Source organism: Streptomyces sp. NPDC032745, from assembly GCF_055579465.1.
On record NZ_JBVING010000014.1, the window covers coordinates 168,793 to 186,607 of the forward strand.

Below are 17,815 nucleotides of genomic sequence, written 5' to 3' on the forward strand. Positions count from 1 at the left end.
CCTCGATCGAGGGGGCGGCCCTTCGGGCGTACTGCGGGCGTACGGGCGGTACGGGCAGTACGGGCGGTACGGCTACGGGAGCGCGAGCATGCGTTCCAGGGCGAGCTTCGCGAAGCTCTCCGTCTCCTTGTCGACCCGGATCTGGTTCACCAGGGTGCCCTCGGCCAGGGACTCCAGGGTCCACACCAGGTGGGGGAGGTCGATGCGGTTCATCGTCGAGCAGAAGCAGACCGTCTTGTCGAGGAAGACGACCTCCTTGTCCTGCGCGGCGAATCGATTCGCCAGACGGCGGACGAGGTTCAGCTCGGTGCCGATGGCCCACTTCGAGCCGGCCGGGGCCGCCTCCAGCGCCTTGATGATGTACTCGGTCGAGCCGACGTAGTCCGCGGCCGCCACGACCTCGTGCTTGCACTCGGGGTGGACGAGGACGTTGACGCCGGGGATGCGGGCGCGCACGTCGTTGACCGAGTCGACCGAGAACCGGCCGTGCACCGAGCAGTGGCCGCGCCACAGGATCATCTTGGCGTTGCGCAGCTGCTCGGCGGTCAGGCCGCCGTTCGGCTTGTGCGGGTTGTAGAGCACGCAGTCGTCCAGGGACATGCCCATGTCGCGGACGGCGGTGTTGCGGCCCAGGTGCTGGTCCGGGAGGAAGAGCACCTTCTCGCCCTGCTCGAAGGCCCACTCCAGGGCCTTCTTCGCATTCGACGACGTGCAGATCGTGCCGCCGTGCTTGCCGGTGAACGCCTTGATGTCGGCGGAGGAGTTCATGTACGAGACGGGGACCGTCGCGCCCGCCACGCCCGCCTCGGTGAGCACGTCCCAGCACTCGGCGACCTGCTCGGCGGTGGCCATGTCGGCCATCGAGCAGCCGGCCGCGAGGTCGGGCAGGACGACCTTCTGGTCGTCCGAGGTCAGGATGTCCGCGGACTCGGCCATGAAGTGCACGCCGCAGAAGACGATGTACTCGGCCTCCGGCTTGGCGGCCGCGTCCTTGGCCAGCTTGAAGGAGTCGCCGGTGACGTCGGCGAACTCGATCACCTCGTCACGCTGGTAGTGGTGGCCGAGGATGAAGACCTTGTCCCCGAGCTTCTCCTTGGCCGCGCGGGCGCGCGCGACCAGGTCCGGGTCCGACGGCGAGGGCAGGTCGCCGGGGCACTCCACCCCGCGCTCGCTCTTCGGGTCGGCCTCACGGCCGAGCAGCAGCAGGGCAAGGGGCGTCGGCTGGACGTCCAAAGGCTGGGCGGTGGTCACGACACGCACCCTTTCTGTTCTGCGACAAGGGGAACTTCTGAAGCAGAGCTTCGACTTCTCGTCTATTTGACGCTATCTATCATAGCCGCTTCACGTCACTTTGACGATGCCGATAGTGTCGATGTGACGAATTCCCCTGAGACGAAGCACTCGGTCCGTCGGGGCCGGCCGCCCACGACGGTGTGCGAGCATGAATGTCTAAGACATGCGTCGGGTCCGGAATGAATCCGCGACCCCGCTCGTTGCCATCGACGGCAAGAGTCCGACGTTTCCCTGCTTCCGGCGGGGAGCCGCCCACTTCGGGAGTGAATGCAGATGTCCGTACAGGACGACAAGACCACTGTGAGCGACGGCATCCTCCTGTCCGACGCCGCCGCCGAGAAGGTCAGGACCCTGCTGGAGCAGGAAGGCCGCGAAGACCTGGCGCTTCGCGTCGCCGTCCAGCCCGGCGGCTGCTCCGGCCTGCGCTACCAGCTCTTCTTCGACGAGCGCTCCCTCGACGGTGACGTCGTCAAGGACTTCGACGGCGTGAAGGTCGTCACGGACCGGATGAGCTCCCCGTACCTGCACGGTGCCTCGATCGACTTCGTCGACACCATCGAGAAGCAGGGCTTCACGATCGACAACCCCAACGCCACCGGCTCCTGCGCCTGCGGCGACTCGTTCAGCTAGGCCCGTCGTCCGGCTGAGCCCGGAAAGAGCCTGTACGAGGAAAGGCCCCCGGCACCGAGAGGCGCCGGGGGCCTTTCGCGTACGGGCTACTGCCGGGGGAGCGGCTTGCCCGAGGTCACGTCCACCACCTTGCGCTCGCCGAGCGGCTGCTGGAGGGTCGTCGACACCGTCATCTCCTGGGCGAGCATGATGCAGGCCCGGCCCGGCTCGTTCGGGGTGTCTGTGATCTTCACCATGACCGACCCGGCCTCCTCCCGCGCCTCCAGGGCATAGGTGCTGCACACCCCGCCCCAGAAGTTCACGGTCAGCTTCCGGTCGGCCTCCTTGTACGAGAACCCCGGCACGGTCCGGCCGCCCTTGGGGGCCGAGGGCGCGGTGGAGCCGTTCTCACCGGCCGGCTGGACCACCGTCCGCCCGGGCCCGCCGTTGCTGCCCGCCACCTCGAACAGCCAGGCCGGCACCAGGCCGCGCGCGCCGTCCACGGTCCCCGGGGCCAGCCCGAGCACGGCTCCCTTCACGGTCTCGGTCCGCGGCGGCTTCATCGGGCGCGGCTCCGGGTTGCAGGGCGGCGTGTCCGAGGGCCCGACCGGGGTGTCCGGGGTCAGCGGGACCGAGGTCGCGCAGCCGCTCGGCCCCGGGTCCGTACCGCCCGTCCCGGCCGAGGACCGGTTCAGCCGGGCCAGCGCCTCGACGGCCCCGACCACCGGCTGATCGGCGGCGCGCACGGGCGCCTTCAGCTCGCCGCTGCCCGCCACCACCTGGGAGTCCGCGCCCACGCTGACCTTCGTGGACCAGCCCTGCGTGGGCAGCCCGTCGATCACCGGGTCGGCGTTGACCACGCGGACTGCGCCCTGGACGAGCCGGGCGTCCAGCTTGGCCCCGCCCTGGCCGAGGGCGGCGAGCACCGGGGCGGCGGCGGTCTTCGCGGCCTCCTCGCTCACCGGTGCACCGCCCTTGCCGCCCGCGCCGTCCGCCTCCTGGGCGCCCTGGGGGAGGGTGGCCGGGCCGCAGGTGTCCTTGCCGCGCTTGCAGTCGTCGCCGGCGCCGCCGGTCCCCTGGAAGCGGGAGAAGTTCCAGGTGCCGGGCGCCTTGCGGCTCACCGTGAGCCGGGGTCCGGCGCCGTCCGCGCTCTCCCCGGCCTGCCAGACGTCGCCGCTCAGCCTCGGGGTGCCCGGGATGCCGAGGGCCGTCGCGAGCCGGGCCACCTCCTCCGAGGCGACCTCACCGGTCGCGGCGAAGGACGGCGCGGTCGCCGGAGCCTCGGGAAGGGCGATGTCCGCCCGGTACGTCACCCCGCTGCCGTGCGGATCCGGCTCACCGGGGGCGATGCCCGGCCCCGAGGGGCTCGGCGCGACGCGGGGCGCCGAGGCCGCGCTGTCGCCCGTACGGCCGCCCGGCGTACCGTCGCCGTACGCCGTCGACGCCCAGTACGCCGTACCACCGCCGGCGAGCAGGACGGCGGCCGCGATCGAGCCGATGGCCCAGGCCGGCCGCCGCCGTGTGCCGCGTGATGTGTCGGGTTGTTCGCTGGTCACCGCTTGCTCCTTCGCCCGTACCGCAGTGGCTGATGCGGCTGTGACGGAACAGACGGCAAACCGGTTCCCCAGCTCCGGAAGGAGCTTCCGGAAGGTGCTTCCGGAGGGACCGGCCCTACTCGCCGTACTCGGCCGTGGAGGCGATCAGGCGGGCCGAGGCCGGCGGGACGCTGATCCCGTGGATCTGGGAGGGCGCCACCCGGTCCGGCCGGGGGTCTGCCGGGACCGTCCAGTGCGGGGCCATCCTGGCGCAGTCACCCAGCAGCCGGGCGAAGCCGGGCTGCGTGTCGGCCGTCTTCTCGGCGTTTGGGCCGTTCGCGGCGTACCCGAAACCATCGGTATAGGTCATGGGGCACGGTAGGCACGGTGCAGCGGGCGAAGAAAGACCTACTACGGGGTAGTTTCGTGCGGTCGGCCGCGGGGCAGCGACCGGGTAGTTTTGAATGTCCCCCTCGCCGTCCCTCGCAGGAGCGTCCACGCCGTGCGTATCGCCATCACCGGCTCCATCGCCACCGACCACCTCATGACCTTCCCCGGCCGCTTCGCCGACCAGCTCGTCGCGGACCAGCTGCACACGGTCTCCCTCTCCTTCCTCGTCGACAACCTCGACGTACGGCGGGGCGGTGTCGGCCCGAACATCTGCTTCGGCATGGGCCAGCTCGGCATCCGCCCGATCCTGGTCGGCGCGGCCGGGTACGACTTCGACGAGTACCGCGCGTGGCTGGACCGGCACGGAGTCGACACCGACTCCGTGCGGATCTCCGAGGTCCTGCACACCGCGCGCTTCGTGTGCACCACGGACGCCGACCACAACCAGATCGGCTCCTTCTACACGGGCGCGATGAGCGAGGCCCGCCTGATCGAGCTGAAGGCGGTCGCGGACCGGGTGGGCGGGCTCGACCTGGTCCTCATCGGCGCCGACGACCCCGAGGCGATGCTGCGCCACACGGAGGAGTGCCGGACGCGGGGGATCCCGTTCGCGGCGGACTTCTCGCAGCAGATCGCCCGGATGGACGGCGACAACATCCGCACCCTGATGGAGGGCGCGACGTACCTCTTCTCGAACGAGTACGAGAAGGGCCTCATCGAGTCGAAGTCCGGCTGGTCGGACGAGGAGATCCTCGCCAAGGTCGGCACCCGGGTGACGACGCTGGGCTCGCGGGGCGTGCGGATCGAGCGGGTCGGCGAGGAGCCGATCGTGGTCGGCTGCCCCGAGGAGACGGCGAAGATCGACCCGACCGGCGTCGGCGACGCGTTCCGCGCCGGGTTCCTGACCGGTCTGGGCTGGGGCGTGGGGCTGGAGCGGGCCGCGCAGATCGGCTGCATGCTGGCCACGCTCGTGATCGAGACGCTGGGCACGCAGGAGTACACGCTGGCCCGTGCGCACTTCATGGAGCGCTTCACGAAGGCCTACGGCGAGCCCGCCGCTTCGGAGGTCCGCGCCCACCTGGCCGCGTAGCGGCCGGGGCTCCGCCCGGAACCCGCGCTCGAACGCCGGCGGGGCTGACATCCAGCCCCGCCGGCGTCACACCTGCCGGCGGACCGTGTACGCCACTCCCACCGGGCGGGGGGCTTCGCCCAGGTACGTGTGGCCGCGCATCGTGCACCAGGCCGGGATGTCCAGGCGGGCCACGTCGTCGTCCGACAGGACGGTCACGGTCCCGCCGACCGGGACCGCGGTGATGACCCGGGCCAGCTCGATCACCGGCTGCGGGCAGCGCAGGCCCAGCGCGTCGATCTCCAGCGCGTCCGACACCGGCGCCACGGCCACCGGTTCGCCCACGCCGAGCGTGGCGCGGACCCCCGCCACCACCCCGGGCAGGACCTCCAGGAAGCCGTTCACCTCCTGCGCCGTCGTCCCCGACGGCAGGGAGACCCGTACGTTCCCCTCCGACAGCACGCCCATCGCCCGGAGCACATGACTCGGGGTCAGCGTGGAGCTGGTGCACGAGGAGCCCGACGAGACGGAGTAGCCCGCCCGGTCCAGCTCGTGCAGCAGGGTCTCGCCGTCGACGTACAGGCAGGAGAACGTGACCAGGTGCGGCAGCCGGCGCTCCGGGTCACCGACCACCTCCACGTCCGGCACCAGCCGCGCCACGCGCCGCCGGATGCGGTCCACCAGGATCCGCAGCCGGGCCGCCTCCGCGTCGGCCTCGGCCCGCACCGCCCGCAGCGAGGCCGCCGCCGCCACGATCGCCGGGAGGTTGGTGAAGCCGGGGGAGCGGCCCGACTCCCGTTCGTCCGCGGGGAATTGGGGTGAGAAGCGGACGCCCTTGCGGACCGCCAGCAGCCCGACTCCCGCCGGGCCGCCCCATTTGTGCGCGCTCGCGGTGAGCACCGACCAGCCGCCCTCGACCGGACCCCAGCCCAGTGACTGCGCCGCGTCCACCAGCAGCGGCACCCCCGCCGCCGTGCAGACCTCGGCCACTTCCGCCACCGGCTGGACCGTGCCCACCTCGTGGTTGGCCGACTGGAGGCAGGCCAGGGCCGTCGACGCGTCCAGTACGGAGGCGTATCCGGCCGGGGACACCGCCCCCGTGCGGTCCACCGGGACCTGCGTCACCGTCCCGCCGGCGGCCTCGTGCGCCTCCGCCGCATGGAGGACAGAACTGTGTTCGACCGCCGATACGACCAGATGACCGCCGATGCGCCGGCGCCCGGCGAGAGCTCCGGCGACCCCCGTGTGAACCGCGTGCGTCCCCGAAGGAGTGAACACGAGCTCGTCGGGGCGACAGCCCACCGCCTCCGCCGCCGCCTCGCGCGCCGCGTCCAGCAGCAGCCTCGCGCGCCGGCCCTCCCGGTAGAGCCGGGCGGGGTCCGCCCACCCCTCGTCCAGGGCGGCCTGCAACGCCTGCCGGGCCACGGGGTGCAGGGGAGCGGCGGACGCGGTGTCGAAGTAGGGCATCCGGCCACGCTAACCGGCGGCCGGGACCGTTCGAGGTCAGGGGCCGTCAGATGCCCTCCGGAGGCCGCCATTCAGGGGGTGTTGGGCCGTCCCCCGTACGGCGGATCCATCCCTTCGGGGACAGTAGCGGCGCGTTGGGCACCCTCCCCGCGCGACCCCAAATAGCGTCCAGTAGGGTTTGGTCCGCATAAACATCCAAACCCCTGCCTGCGTCAGGGCCGGCGACCGACCCGAATACGGCCGCGGCCGGCCGCGCGGGCCGAGACTCTCGGGAAGGCGCTACGTGAGTCCCTACGGCTCCGACCGCTCGCCGCGGCGCCCGATGCGGCGGAAGCTGCTGCAGGCGCTGACTGCGGGCGCGGTCCTGGCGACCGCCACTGGTTGCTCGTACAACTGGCAAGACTTCCCCCGGCTCGGAATGCCCTATCCGGTCACGGAGGAGGCGCCTCGCATCCTGTCCCTGTGGCAGGGGTCGTGGGCAGCTGCCCTCATCACGGGCATCCTGGTCTGGGGCCTGATCATCTGGAGCATCATCTTCCACCGGCGCAGCCGGACGAAGGTGGAGGTCCCCCCGCAGACCCGGTACAACATGCCCATCGAGGCGCTGTACACCGTGGTACCGCTCATCATCGTCTCGGTGCTCTTCTACTTCACCGCGCGTGACGAGTCGAAGCTGCTCGCGCTCACCCCGAAGCCGGCGCACACGATCAACGTGGTCGGCTTCCAGTGGAGCTGGGGCTTCAACTACGTCGAGAACGTCGACGGCGATGCGGCGACCCCGAAGGCTGGCGAGGTTCCCAAGGAGCTCGCCAACATCCCGGACCGCTTCACCAAGGAATTCCCCGCGGGCGCCGAAGGCGTCTACGAGAAGGGCGTTCCCGGCGACCGCAACCTGGAGACCGGCAACCCCGGCCCCACGCTGTGGCTGCCCAAGGGCGAGAAGGTCCGCTTCATCCTGTCGTCGAACGACGTCATCCACTCCTTCTGGGTGGTCCCCTTCCTGTTCAAGCAGGACGTCATCCCGGGCCACACCAACGTCTTTGAGGTCATCCCCTCCCAGGAGGGCACCTTCATGGGCAAGTGTGCCGAGCTCTGCGGCGTCGACCACTCCCGGATGCTCTTCAACGTCAAGGTCGTCTCGCCCGAGGCATACCGGGCGCACCTCAAGGAACTGGCCGAGAAGGGGCAGACCGGCTTCCTCCCGGCCGGCATCAAGCAGACCGACCCGGCCCGGAATGCGGAGACGAACAAACTGTGAGCATCCTCAACGAATCTCAGGGTGCCGCCGCCGACTCGTATGAAAACGAGCTGCCGGTGCGGCGCAAGCAGCCGGGCAATGTCGTCGTGAAGTGGATGACCACTACCGACCACAAGACCATCGGCACGATGTACCTGGTCACGTCGTTCGTGTTCTTCATCATCGGCGGCGTGCTGGCGCTCCTCATGCGCGCCGAGCTGGCCCGTCCGGGCACGCAGATCATGTCGAACGAGCAGTTCAACCAGGCGTTCACCATGCATGGCACGATCATGCTGCTGATGTTCGCCACCCCGCTCTTCGCGGGCTTCGCGAACTGGATCATGCCGCTGCAGATCGGCGCGCCCGACGTGGCGTTCCCGCGGCTGAACATGTTCGCGTACTGGCTGTACCTCTTCGGCTCGACCATCGCGGTGGCCGGCTTCGTGACGCCGAACGGCGCCGCAGACTTCGGCTGGTTCGCCTACTCCCCGCTGTCGGACGCGGTCCGCTCGCCGGGCATCGGCGCCGACATGTGGATCATGGGTCTGGCCTTCTCCGGCTTCGGCACGATCCTCGGCTCGGTCAACTTCATCACCACGATCATCTGCATGCGCGCCCCCGGCATGACGATGTTCCGCATGCCGATCTTCACCTGGAACGTGCTGCTGACCGGTGTCCTGGTCCTGCTCGCCTTCCCGGTGCTGGCCGCCGCGCTGTTCGCGCTGGAGGCCGACCGCAAGTTCGGTGCGCACGTATTCGATGCGTCAAACGGCGGCGCGCTCTTGTGGCAACACCTCTTCTGGTTCTTCGGACACCCAGAGGTGTACATCATCGCGCTACCGTTCTTCGGAATCGTCTCGGAGATCATCCCGGTCTTCTCCCGCAAGCCGATGTTCGGTTACATCGGTCTGATCGGTGCGACGATCGCGATCGCCGGCCTCTCGGTGACCGTGTGGGCCCACCACATGTACGTCACCGGCGGCGTGCTGCTGCCGTTCTTCTCCTTCATGACCTTCCTGATCGCGGTCCCGACCGGTGTGAAGTTCTTCAACTGGATCGGCACCATGTGGAAGGGCTCGCTGTCCTTCGAGACCCCGATGCTCTGGACGATCGGCTTCCTGGTCACCTTCACCTTCGGTGGTCTGACCGGCGTCATCCTGGCCTCGCCCCCGATGGACTTCCACGTCTCCGACTCGTACTTCGTCGTCGCGCACTTCCACTACGTCGTCTTCGGCACCGTGGTGTTCGCGATGTTCGCCGGCTTCCACTTCTGGTGGCCGAAGTTCACGGGCAAGATGCTGGACGAGCGCCTCGGCAAGATCACCTTCTGGACGCTGTTCATCGGCTTCCACGGCACGTTCCTGGTGCAGCACTGGCTGGGCGCCGAGGGCATGCCGCGTCGCTACGCGGACTACCTCGCGGCCGACGGCTTCACCACCCTGAACACGATCTCGACGATCAGCTCGTTCCTGCTGGGCATGTCGATGCTGCCGTTCATGTACAACGTCTGGAAGACGGCGAAGTACGGCAAGAAGATCGAGGTCGACGACCCGTGGGGCTACGGCCGTTCGCTCGAGTGGGCGACGTCCTGCCCGCCGCCGCGGCACAACTTCCTCACCCTGCCGCGGATCCGTTCCGAATCCCCGGCGTTCGACCTGCACCACCCTGAGATCGCGGCCCTCGACCACCTCGAGGACCACAGCGTCGCCGCCAAGGCCGTCACCGGTGGCAAGGAGGCCGGCAAGTGAAGATCCAGGGCAAGATGTTCCTCTGGCTCTCCTTCTTCATCCTGATCATGGCCGTCGTGTACGGCGTGTGGTCGAAGGAGCCCGTCGGAACCACCGCGCTCTTCCTGGCCTTCGGCCTGAGCGTCATGATCGGCTACTACCTGGCCTTCACGGCCAAGCGCGTGGACGAGATGGCCCAGGACAACCTGGAGGCCGACGTCGCCGACGAGGCGGGCGAGCTGGGGTTCTTCTCCCCGCACAGCTGGCAGCCGCTCTCGCTGGGCATCGGCGGTGCGCTCGCGTTCATGGGCGTCATCTTCGGCTGGTGGCTCATGTACTTCTCGGCCCCGATCATCGTGATCGGCCTGTGGGGCTGGGTGTACGAGTACTACCGCGGTGAGAACCAGAACCAGTAACACCGCAGGCAGAACGAACACAGGGGCCCGGACACCTCCAACGGAGGAGTCCGGGCCCCTCGTTTGCAGTCACCCCGCGCGCCGTAATGGTCATACCTTCATAGCGTTGGCTCCATGAAGCACTCACCGCGTCTTTGGACGGTACTCAGCTGCTCCGTGCTGGTCGCGTCCCTGGGGGCCGGCGCCACCGCCTGCGGGCCCGGAGACAACCCGCTGTCAGCCCGCCCGTACGACGCGGGCGACCAGGTCGTCTTCAACCAGCCTCCGGGCGGCCGGCCCCTCGACCACGAGAAGCCCTTGGAGATCACCGCCAAGGGGACCGGCGGCAACCGGATCACCGACGTGTCCGCCGTGGACGCCCAGGGCCGCCGGCTCGCGGGCGAGCTGAGCGCCAAGGGCGACCGGTGGCACAGCACCGCCCCGATGGCCGCCGGAGCCCATTACACGGTCCTGGTGAACACCGAGGACGAGCGCGGGGCCCCGGGGCAGCGCAGGCTGACGTTCGAGACCACTCCGGCCAAGCAGGTCCTGAAGGTCGAATTCGGGCCGGACGAGGGCAAGTACGGCGTCGGACAGCCCATCACGGCCGAACTGAACGAGCCCATCACGGACAAGGCCGCCCGCGCGATCGTGGAGCGGGGCCTGGTGGTCGACACGCCGCCGGGCGTCGAGGGCGCCTGGCACTGGGTGGACGACAAGCACCTGCACTTCCGTCCGAAGGATTACTGGCCCGCCCACTCCGCCGTCTCCGTACGGAGCAATCTGGAGGGCATCAAGATCTCCGACGAGTTCCACGGGGCCGCCAGCAAGCCGCTGCAGCTGGAGATCGGGGACCGGGTCGAGGTCACCACCGACGCGTCCTCGCACTACCTCACGTTCGAGCGCAACGGAGAAGTGATCAACACCATTCCGGTGACCACCGGAAAGCCCGGCTTCTCCACGCGCAACGGGGTCAAGGTGGTGCTCGGCAAGCAGTACTTCGTCCAGATGCGCGGCGACACCGTCGGCATCGGCGGCAGCGAGTACTACAACCTGCCCGTCTACTACGCGACCCGCGTCACCTGGAGTGGTGAATACGTGCACGCCGCGCCGTGGTCCGTGGGCTCACAGGGCTACGAGAACGTCAGCCACGGCTGCACCGGCATGAGCACGGGCAACGCCGCCTGGTTCTACGAGAACATCACCGAGGGCGACATCGTCCGGGTGATCAACAGCATCGGCGACGACATGGAGCCGTTCGGCAACGGCTTCGGCGACTGGAACCTGGACTGGAAGGAGTGGCGCGAGGGCAGCGCCCTCCTCAAGGGCACCCAGGAAGGCCGCAGCCCGATCGACAAGGCCCGCCTGCGGCCGACTGTCTGAACCGGTCGGCTTCGCCTCCGGGGTCGCTGTTGTCGGCTCCAGGAGGGCGTGCGTCCTCGAAAACCGCTCGTGCCTCACGGTTTTCTCCGGGCGCTCGCCCTCCTTCGCCGACGCGGCCCCTCCGGCTCAGCCGACCCGTGCAGCCTTCGGCCGGGCAGGGGCGGTGGTGCTCCCCGGCGGGAGCCGAGGGGCCCGGTCAGGCGGAGTTGGCGGCGAGGCGGGGGCGCAGCAGGCCCGCCAGGGCGTCCGCGAACTCCACCGGGTCGACCGGCAGGGTCACCGCCGCGTCCGCACGGCTCCAGGTGGCCAGCCAGGCGTCCTGCGGACGCCCCATCAGCAGCAGTACCGGCGGGCACCGGAAGATCTCGTCCTTGATCTGCCGGCACACGCCCATGCCCCCGGCCGGAACCGCCTCGCCGTCCAGCACGCACGCGTCGATCCCGCCCGCGTCCAACTCGCTCAGGACGGCCGGGAGGGTGGCGCATTCCACGAACTCGACCGGCGGCAGGTCCGCGGCCGGCCTGCGCCCGGCCGCCAGCCGCACCTGCTCCCGGGTGCTCGCATCGTCGCTGTAGACCAGAACCCGTGCAGTCGACCGCATTTCGTTCCTCCACGGTGCCGTGAATAACGTTGATGTTGCGCGGGATGCTACTCCGTCCGACCCGGTGTCAACATCGGTTCGGACAGCCTCGCCGATCAACGCGCCGGGCCGATCTGATGGGCCGTTCGGGCCTTGCACACGCCCCTGACACTCCGAACGGCACCCCCCGGGGTGAGGGCGGGATAAGCGACCGACATAATGTCGGTCGTGGCGACAGCAACGACAGTAGATACCGGGCACGCGCACCCGACGGTCAACCGGCCGAACCTCGTCAGCGTCGGAACCATCATCTGGTTGAGTTCCGAGCTGATGTTCTTCGCGGCCCTCTTCGCGATGTACTTCACCCTGCGATCCGTGACAGGTGCCGAGTACTGGACAGAGCAGGCTTCGGCCTTGAATCTGCCCTTCTCGGCGACGAACACGACGATCCTGGTGCTCTCCTCCCTCACCTGCCAGCTCGGCGTATTCGCCGCGGAGCGCGGTGACGTGAAGAAGCTCCGGTCGTGGTTCATGATCACGTTCGTCATGGGTGCGATCTTCATTGGCGGCCAGGTGTTCGAGTACACCGAGCTGGTCAAGCACGAGGGCATGAGCCTCTCGTCCGGTCCGTACGGCTCCGTGTTCTACCTGACCACCGGGTTCCACGGTCTGCACGTGACGGGCGGTCTCATCGCCTTCCTGCTGGTCCTCGGCCGGACGTACGCGGCCAAGAGGTTCACCCACGAACAGGCCACGTCGGCCATCGTCGTGTCCTACTACTGGCACTTCGTCGATGTCGTCTGGATCGGCCTCTTCGCGACGATCTACCTGATCAAGTAGCGAACACGTCACCGGGCCAGACCCGGCACTCCATCCAGAAACACCGACGCAGAAGATCCTGACACCGGGGTAATCCGTGAAAAAGCTCTCCGCACGACGACGCCATCCGCTGGCGGCGGTCGTCGTTCTACTCCTCGCGCTGGCGGCCACTGGGGGGCTGTACGCCGCCTTCGCCCCCGCGGGCAAGGCGCAGGCCGATGAAACCGCCCAGTCCCTCGCCATCGAGGAGGGCAAGAAGCTCTACGCCGTGGGCTGCGCAAGCTGCCACGGAACCGGCGGTCAGGGTTCCACTGACGGCCCCAGCCTGGTCGGCGTCGGCTCCGCGGCCGTCGACTTCCAGGTGAGCACGGGCCGCATGCCCGCCCAGCAGCCCGGCGTGCAGGTGCCGAAGAAGCCGGTCATCTACGACCAGGCGCAGATCGACCAGCTCGCCGCCTACATCGCCTCCCTCGGCGCCGGCCCGATCGTGCCGACCGAGAAGCAGTACGACCCGGCGGGCGCCGACATCGCCAGGGGTGGTGAGCTCTTCCGCAACAACTGCGCGCAGTGCCACAACTTCACCGGTGAAGGCGGCGCACTGACGAACGGCAAGTACGCCCCCAACCTTGAGGGCGTCGAGCCGAAGCACATCTACGAGGCCATGCTCACCGGCCCGCAGAACATGCCCTCCTTCCCGGACAGCACCATGCCGACGAAGGAGAAGAAGGACATCATCGCGTACATCCAGCACGTGAACGGCGAGCAGTCGGTCAGCCCTGGCGGCCTGAAGCTCGGTGGCCTCGGCCCCGTTTCCGAGGGTCTGTTCGGCTGGATCTTCGGTCTGGGTGCGCTGATCGCTGTCGCCGTCTGGGTCGCGGCCCACACCGCTAAGGCCAAGAAGTCATGAGTAGCCAAGACATTCCCGAAGAGAAGCACCTGCCGAGCGAGCAGGGCGACGCGCACCACGGTGGCGTAGCAGTCGCGGACGACCCGTTCGCCGACCCGGGCCTTCCGGTCCACAAGCCCCGTATCCAGGACATCGACGAGCGGGCCGCGAAGCGCTCCGAGCGCACCGTGGCGATGCTGTTCACGCTGTCGATGCTGGCCACGATCGGCTTCATCGCCTCGTACGTGGCCATCCCGGTCGACAAGATCGTGTACATCTTCCCCGTCGGGAAGGTGAGCGCGCTCAACTTCGCCCTGGGTCTGACCCTGGGCACCGCCCTCTTCTGCATCGGCGCGGGCGCGGTCCACTGGGCCCGCACCCTGATGTCCGACGTGGAGGTCGCCGACGAGCGCCACGAGATCGCAGCGCCGCCGGAGGTCAAGGCGAAGGTCCTGTCGGACTTCGCCGACGGTGCGAACGAGTCCGGCATCGCCCGCCGCCCGCTGATCCGCAACACGATGCTGGGCGCGCTGGCCATGCTGCCGCTGTCCGCCGTCATGATCCTGCGCGACCTGGGCCCGCTGCCCGAGGAGAAGCTGCGCAAGACCGTGTGGGCCAAGGGCAAGCTGCTCATCAACCAGAACACGATGGAGCCGCTGCGTCCCGAGGACGTCCAGGTCGGTTCGCTGACCTTCGTCGTGCCCGAGGGCCTCGAGGAGGAGCAGCACGACTTCCAGACGCAGATCGCCAAGGCTGCCGTGATGATCGTCCGGATCAAGCCGGAGGACATCAAGGACAAGCAGGAACTGGAGTGGTCCCACGAGGGCATCGTGGCCTACTCGAAGATCTGCACCCACGTCGGCTGCCCGATCAGCCTGTACGAGCAGCAGACGCACCACGTGCTCTGCCCGTGCCACCAGTCCACTTTCGACCTCTCCGACGGCGCCCGTGTCATCTTCGGCCCGGCTGGCCACGCGCTTCCGCAGCTGCGGATCGGCGTGAACGGCGAAGGCTTCCTCGAGGCGCTCGGCGACTTCGAAGAGCCCGTCGGTCCTGCATTCTGGGAGCGCGGATGAGCACTGCCACCGATTCGAAGCGCAAAGCGCCGGCCGGCGAGCGGGTAGCCGACTGGGCGGACGGCCGCCTGGGCATCTACAGCCTGGCCAAGTCCAACATGCGCAAGATCTTCCCGGACCACTGGTCCTTCATGCTGGGTGAGATCTGCCTCTACAGCTTCATCATCATCATCCTCACGGGTGTGTACCTGACGCTGTTCTTCCACCCGAGCATGAACGAGGTCGTGTACCACGGCTCGTACGTGCCGATGCAGGGCGTCCAGATGTCCGAGGCCTTCGCCTCGACGCTGGACATCAGCTTCGACGTCCGCGGTGGTCTGCTCATCCGGCAGATCCACCACTGGGCGGCCCTGATCTTCGTCGCGGGCATGGTCGTGCACATGATGCGCGTCTTCTTCACCGGCGCGTTCCGCAAGCCGCGTGAGGTCAACTGGATCTTCGGCTTCCTGCTGCTGGTCCTCGGCATGTTCACCGGTTTCACCGGTTACTCCCTGCCGGACGACCTGCTCTCGGGCACCGGTGTCCGCTTCATGGAGGGCGCGATCCTGTCCGTGCCGATCGTCGGCACGTACATCTCGTTCTTCCTCTTCGGCGGCGAGTTCCCCGGCGGCGACTTCGTCGCCCGGTTCTACTCGATCCACATCCTGCTGCTGCCCGGCATCATGATGGGCCTGCTGGTGGCCCACCTGATCCTGGTCTTCTACCACAAGCACACCCAGTTCGCGGGTCCCGGCAAGACGAACAACAACGTCGTCGGCATGCCGCTGCTGCCGGTCTACATGGCCAAGGCCGGAGGCTTCTTCTTCCTGGTCTTCGGTGTCATCGCGGCCATCGCGGCGATCGCCTCGATCAACCCGATCTGGGCGCTCGGCCCGTACCGTCCGGACCACGTGTCCACCGGTGCGCAGCCCGACTGGTACATGGGTATGCCGGAAGGCCTGATCCGTGCCATGCCGGGCTGGGAGATCAACCTGTGGGGCCACACGCTCGTCCTGGGCGTGTTCATCCCGCTGGTGATCTTCCCGGTGGTGCTGGGCGCGATCGCCGTCTGGCCGTTCATCGAGTCCTGGGTCACCGGGGACAAGCGCGAGCACCACATCCTGGACCGCCCGCGCAACGTCCCGACCCGTACGGCCTTCGGTGTCGCCTGGATCGCGGAGTACATCGTGCTGCTGATCGGCGGTGGAAACGACATGTTCGCGCAGTACTTCCACCTCTCGATCAACAACATCACGTGGTTCGTCCGGATCGGCTTCTTCGTCGTACCGGTCCTCGCGTTCATCGTCACGAAGCGCATCTGCCTCGGCCTGCAGCGCCGGGACCACGACAAGGTGCTGCACGGTCGCGAGACCGGCATCATCAAGCGCCTGCCGCACGGTGAGTTCGTCGAGGTCCACGAGCCGCTCTCGCAGGGCAAGCTGCACACGCTCACCGCGCACGAGCAGTACAAGCCGGTCGAGATCGGCCCGACGGTCGACGAGAACGGTGTCGAGCGCAAGGTCGGCCGCAAGGAGAAGCTCCGCGCGAAGCTCAGCAAGGGCTTCTACGCCGAGAACAACCAGATTCCGAAGCCCACGGTGGAGGAGTACAAGGAGATCCAGAGCGGCCACGGCCATCACTGATCCCGCTTGAGGGACTGATTTCGGTCAGTCCTGGTGTCGCCACGGCGAGAGCCCCGTCCAGTGTCCGGACGGGGCTCTTTGCCGTCCCCGGGGCTGGATAGGCTGGAGCCCTGCCCATTCGACCTGGACCCCGATATCGGGTGGCCGACCAACAGCAGGAGCGGACCATGAACGTTGTGACCCCGGCAGGCGGCGACAGCGTGGCGGCCCGTGGCTGGCCGGGCGTCCTCGACGCCCTGCTGAGCGGCCAGGACCTGCGCGCCGAGGAAACCGCCTGGGCCATGGACCGGATCATGCGCGGGGAGGCCACCGACGCCCAGATCGCCGGCTTCGTGGTGGCCCTGCGGGCCAAGGGGGAGACCGTCGCGGAGATCAACGGCCTCGTGCGGTCCATGTACGGGCACGCCAACCTGATCGAGGTGCCGGGCCGGACGGTGGACATCGTCGGCACCGGCGGTGACGGGGCCAAGACGGTGAACATCTCGACGATGTCGTCGATCGTGGTCGCCGGTACGGGCGCCAAGGTGGTCAAGCACGGCAACCGGGCCGCGTCGAGCGCGAGCGGTTCCTCGGACGTGCTGGAGAAGCTCGGGGTCAACCTGGACCTCAGCCCGGCGCGGGTCGTCGAGGTCGCGGAGGAGGCGGGGATCACCTTCTGCTTCGCGGTCAAGTTCCACCCGGCGCTGCGTCACGTGGCCGCGGCGCGCAGGGAGCTGGGCATCCGGACCACCTTCAACTTCCTCGGCCCGCTGACCAATCCGGCGCGGGTACGGGCGCAGGCCACGGGCGTCGCGGACGCCCGGGTGGCCCCCATCGTGGCCGGCGTGCTGGCGGAGCGCGGCTCCTCGGCGCTGGTGTTCCGCGGCGACGACGGCCTGGACGAGCTGACGACCACCGCCACCTCCCGGGTGTGGTGGGTCCGCGACGGCCGGGTGGACGAGCAGTCCTTCGACCCGCGCGACGTGGGCATCCCGCTGGTCGACGTCTCCGCGCTGTCGGGCGGGGACCCCTCGTACAACGCGGACGTCGCCCGCCGCCTGCTGGCCGGCGAGACCGGACCGGTCCGCGACGCGGTGCTGCTGAACTCGGCGGCGGCCCTGGTGGCCCTGGACCCCGGCACGGGCTCCCTGGAGGACCAGATCCGCGCCGGCATCGCCCGCGCGGCGGAAGCCGTCGACTCGGGTTCCGCCCGCGCGGCCCTGGACCGCTGGGTGGCGGCCAGCAACGCGTAGTGGTTCGGCGTGTGGCCTTCGGTGTCATGTCGGCCGGGGCCGCCGGCCCGTGTTCCGGCGGCCGGAGGCCGGCGCAGCCGGGCGATGCCCGTGAGGCCGCTTGCGGCCGAGTGGTGTGAGCGCGGCGTTGGGGAATCGAGAACGGCGTGAAAGTGGTGGCCCCGGTCCAGTATGCGGACCGGGGTCTTGCGCGTGAGGGATCTTGTGGCAGGATGCTGACCAGGTCACGAGTGACAGCGTTTAGGCCCCGGCTTGCTGTCCGGCAACCCTCCTTCCGTGGCGGGGTGCCCCGGGTGATGACCAGGTCGTAGGCAGAAAGGCCTACGGCAAGCGCGGATCCCTCGACACCAGGGGTCCTGGTCTCTCGAGGAGCTTTTTCCGTGAGCAAGCGAATGCGATAGGGCGACTCCGCCCCTTCTTCACCCTCCGTACGGCCCTCAGTCGTCCGTGCGTCGAGGCAACTCCCGTACCCCACTGCCGCATGCGCGTCCGCGC

General features: G+C 68.8%; 16 protein-coding genes and 1 riboswitch. Of the genes, 11 read left to right on the top strand and 5 right to left on the bottom strand.

Annotation, left to right across the window (positions count from 1 at the left end):
• Positions 1–72: 72 nt before the first annotated feature.
• Positions 73–1,260: a quinolinate synthase NadA gene (gene nadA, locus ACZ5WG_RS30565; RefSeq protein ID WP_468727441.1), complete on the bottom strand. Its 1,188-nt coding sequence runs from the start codon at positions 1,258–1,260 to the stop codon at positions 73–75.
• Positions 1,261–1,566: 306 nt separating this feature from the next.
• Between nadA and erpA the strand changes: the two genes are divergently transcribed.
• Positions 1,567–1,923: an iron-sulfur cluster insertion protein ErpA gene (gene erpA, locus ACZ5WG_RS30570; protein ID WP_008738845.1), complete on the top strand. Its 357-nt coding sequence runs from the start codon at positions 1,567–1,569 to the stop codon at positions 1,921–1,923.
• Positions 1,924–2,009: 86 nt separating this feature from the next.
• Here the strand turns inward: erpA and ACZ5WG_RS30575 are convergent, their stop codons facing one another.
• Both ACZ5WG_RS30575 and ACZ5WG_RS30580 read right to left on the bottom strand, forming a co-directional pair.
• On the bottom strand, positions 2,010–3,458 hold the full coding sequence (locus tag ACZ5WG_RS30575) for a hypothetical protein (protein ID WP_468727443.1): 1,449 nt from the start codon (positions 3,456–3,458) through the stop codon (positions 2,010–2,012).
• 115 nt (positions 3,459–3,573) lie between these two features.
• Positions 3,574–3,807, bottom strand: a complete 234-nt coding sequence (locus ACZ5WG_RS30580; RefSeq protein WP_468727444.1) for a hypothetical protein — start codon at positions 3,805–3,807, stop codon at positions 3,574–3,576.
• A 132-nt stretch (positions 3,808–3,939) separates the two neighbouring features.
• Here ACZ5WG_RS30580 and ACZ5WG_RS30585 point away from each other — a divergent pair, with 132 nt between their 5' ends.
• Positions 3,940–4,917, top strand: a complete 978-nt coding sequence (locus ACZ5WG_RS30585; RefSeq protein WP_468727445.1) for a carbohydrate kinase family protein — start codon at positions 3,940–3,942, stop codon at positions 4,915–4,917.
• 66 nt (positions 4,918–4,983) lie between these two features.
• Here the strand turns inward: ACZ5WG_RS30585 and ACZ5WG_RS30590 are convergent, their stop codons facing one another.
• Positions 4,984–6,363 (bottom strand): aminotransferase class V-fold PLP-dependent enzyme, encoded by a 1,380-nt coding sequence (locus tag ACZ5WG_RS30590; RefSeq protein WP_468727446.1) that lies wholly within the window; start codon positions 6,361–6,363, stop codon positions 4,984–4,986.
• Between the two features lie 283 nt (positions 6,364–6,646).
• Here ACZ5WG_RS30590 and ctaC point away from each other — a divergent pair, with 283 nt between their 5' ends.
• From ctaC to ACZ5WG_RS30610, 4 genes are all read left to right on the top strand, one after another.
• On the top strand, positions 6,647–7,621 hold the full coding sequence (gene ctaC / locus ACZ5WG_RS30595) for an aa3-type cytochrome oxidase subunit II (protein ID WP_468727447.1): 975 nt from the start codon (positions 6,647–6,649) through the stop codon (positions 7,619–7,621).
• Complete coding sequence (gene ctaD / locus ACZ5WG_RS30600) at positions 7,618–9,348, top strand: aa3-type cytochrome oxidase subunit I (RefSeq protein WP_468727449.1); 1,731 nt, start codon at positions 7,618–7,620, stop codon at positions 9,346–9,348. Before ctaC ends, ctaD begins: the two co-directional genes overlap by 4 nt.
• Positions 9,345–9,743: a cytochrome c oxidase subunit 4 gene (locus ACZ5WG_RS30605; protein WP_030291781.1), complete on the top strand. Its 399-nt coding sequence runs from the start codon at positions 9,345–9,347 to the stop codon at positions 9,741–9,743. The genes ctaD and ACZ5WG_RS30605 overlap by 4 nt, the downstream gene beginning before the upstream one ends.
• Positions 9,744–9,857: 114 nt before the next feature.
• Positions 9,858–11,105, top strand: a complete 1,248-nt coding sequence (locus ACZ5WG_RS30610; protein ID WP_468727450.1) for a L,D-transpeptidase — start codon at positions 9,858–9,860, stop codon at positions 11,103–11,105.
• Between the two features lie 196 nt (positions 11,106–11,301).
• Here the strand turns inward: ACZ5WG_RS30610 and ACZ5WG_RS30615 are convergent, their stop codons facing one another.
• A complete protein-coding gene (locus ACZ5WG_RS30615; RefSeq protein WP_053785150.1) occupies positions 11,302–11,706 on the bottom strand; it encodes a DNA-binding transcriptional response regulator in 405 nt (134 codons plus the stop codon).
• A 198-nt stretch (positions 11,707–11,904) separates the two neighbouring features.
• Here ACZ5WG_RS30615 and ctaE point away from each other — a divergent pair, with 198 nt between their 5' ends.
• The 5 genes from ctaE (at position 11,905) to trpD (ending at position 17,320) form a co-directional block, all read left to right on the top strand.
• A complete protein-coding gene (gene ctaE, locus ACZ5WG_RS30620; RefSeq protein ID WP_383507996.1) occupies positions 11,905–12,525 on the top strand; it encodes an aa3-type cytochrome oxidase subunit III in 621 nt (206 codons plus the stop codon).
• A gap of 76 nt (positions 12,526–12,601) precedes the next feature.
• The gene (qcrC, locus tag ACZ5WG_RS30625) at positions 12,602–13,411 is read left to right on the top strand and encodes a cytochrome bc1 complex diheme cytochrome c subunit (RefSeq protein WP_383507999.1); all 810 of its coding nucleotides are present in this window, start codon (positions 12,602–12,604) and stop codon (positions 13,409–13,411) included.
• The gene (qcrA, locus tag ACZ5WG_RS30630; protein WP_468727451.1) at positions 13,408–14,466 is read left to right on the top strand and encodes a cytochrome bc1 complex Rieske iron-sulfur subunit; all 1,059 of its coding nucleotides are present in this window, start codon (positions 13,408–13,410) and stop codon (positions 14,464–14,466) included. The genes qcrC and qcrA overlap by 4 nt, the downstream gene beginning before the upstream one ends.
• Positions 14,463–16,088 carry a cytochrome bc1 complex cytochrome b subunit gene (gene qcrB / locus ACZ5WG_RS30635; protein ID WP_468727452.1) on the top strand — a complete coding sequence of 542 codons (1,626 nt, stop codon included), beginning with the start codon at positions 14,463–14,465 and terminating at the stop codon, positions 16,086–16,088. Before qcrA ends, qcrB begins: the two co-directional genes overlap by 4 nt.
• A gap of 167 nt (positions 16,089–16,255) precedes the next feature.
• Entirely contained in the window at positions 16,256–17,320 is a 1,065-nt protein-coding gene (gene trpD / locus ACZ5WG_RS30640; RefSeq protein WP_468727453.1) for an anthranilate phosphoribosyltransferase, read from the top strand.
• 222 nt (positions 17,321–17,542) lie between these two features.
• Positions 17,543–17,659, top strand: a riboswitch (SAM riboswitch).
• Positions 17,660–17,815: the final 156 nt, after the last annotated feature.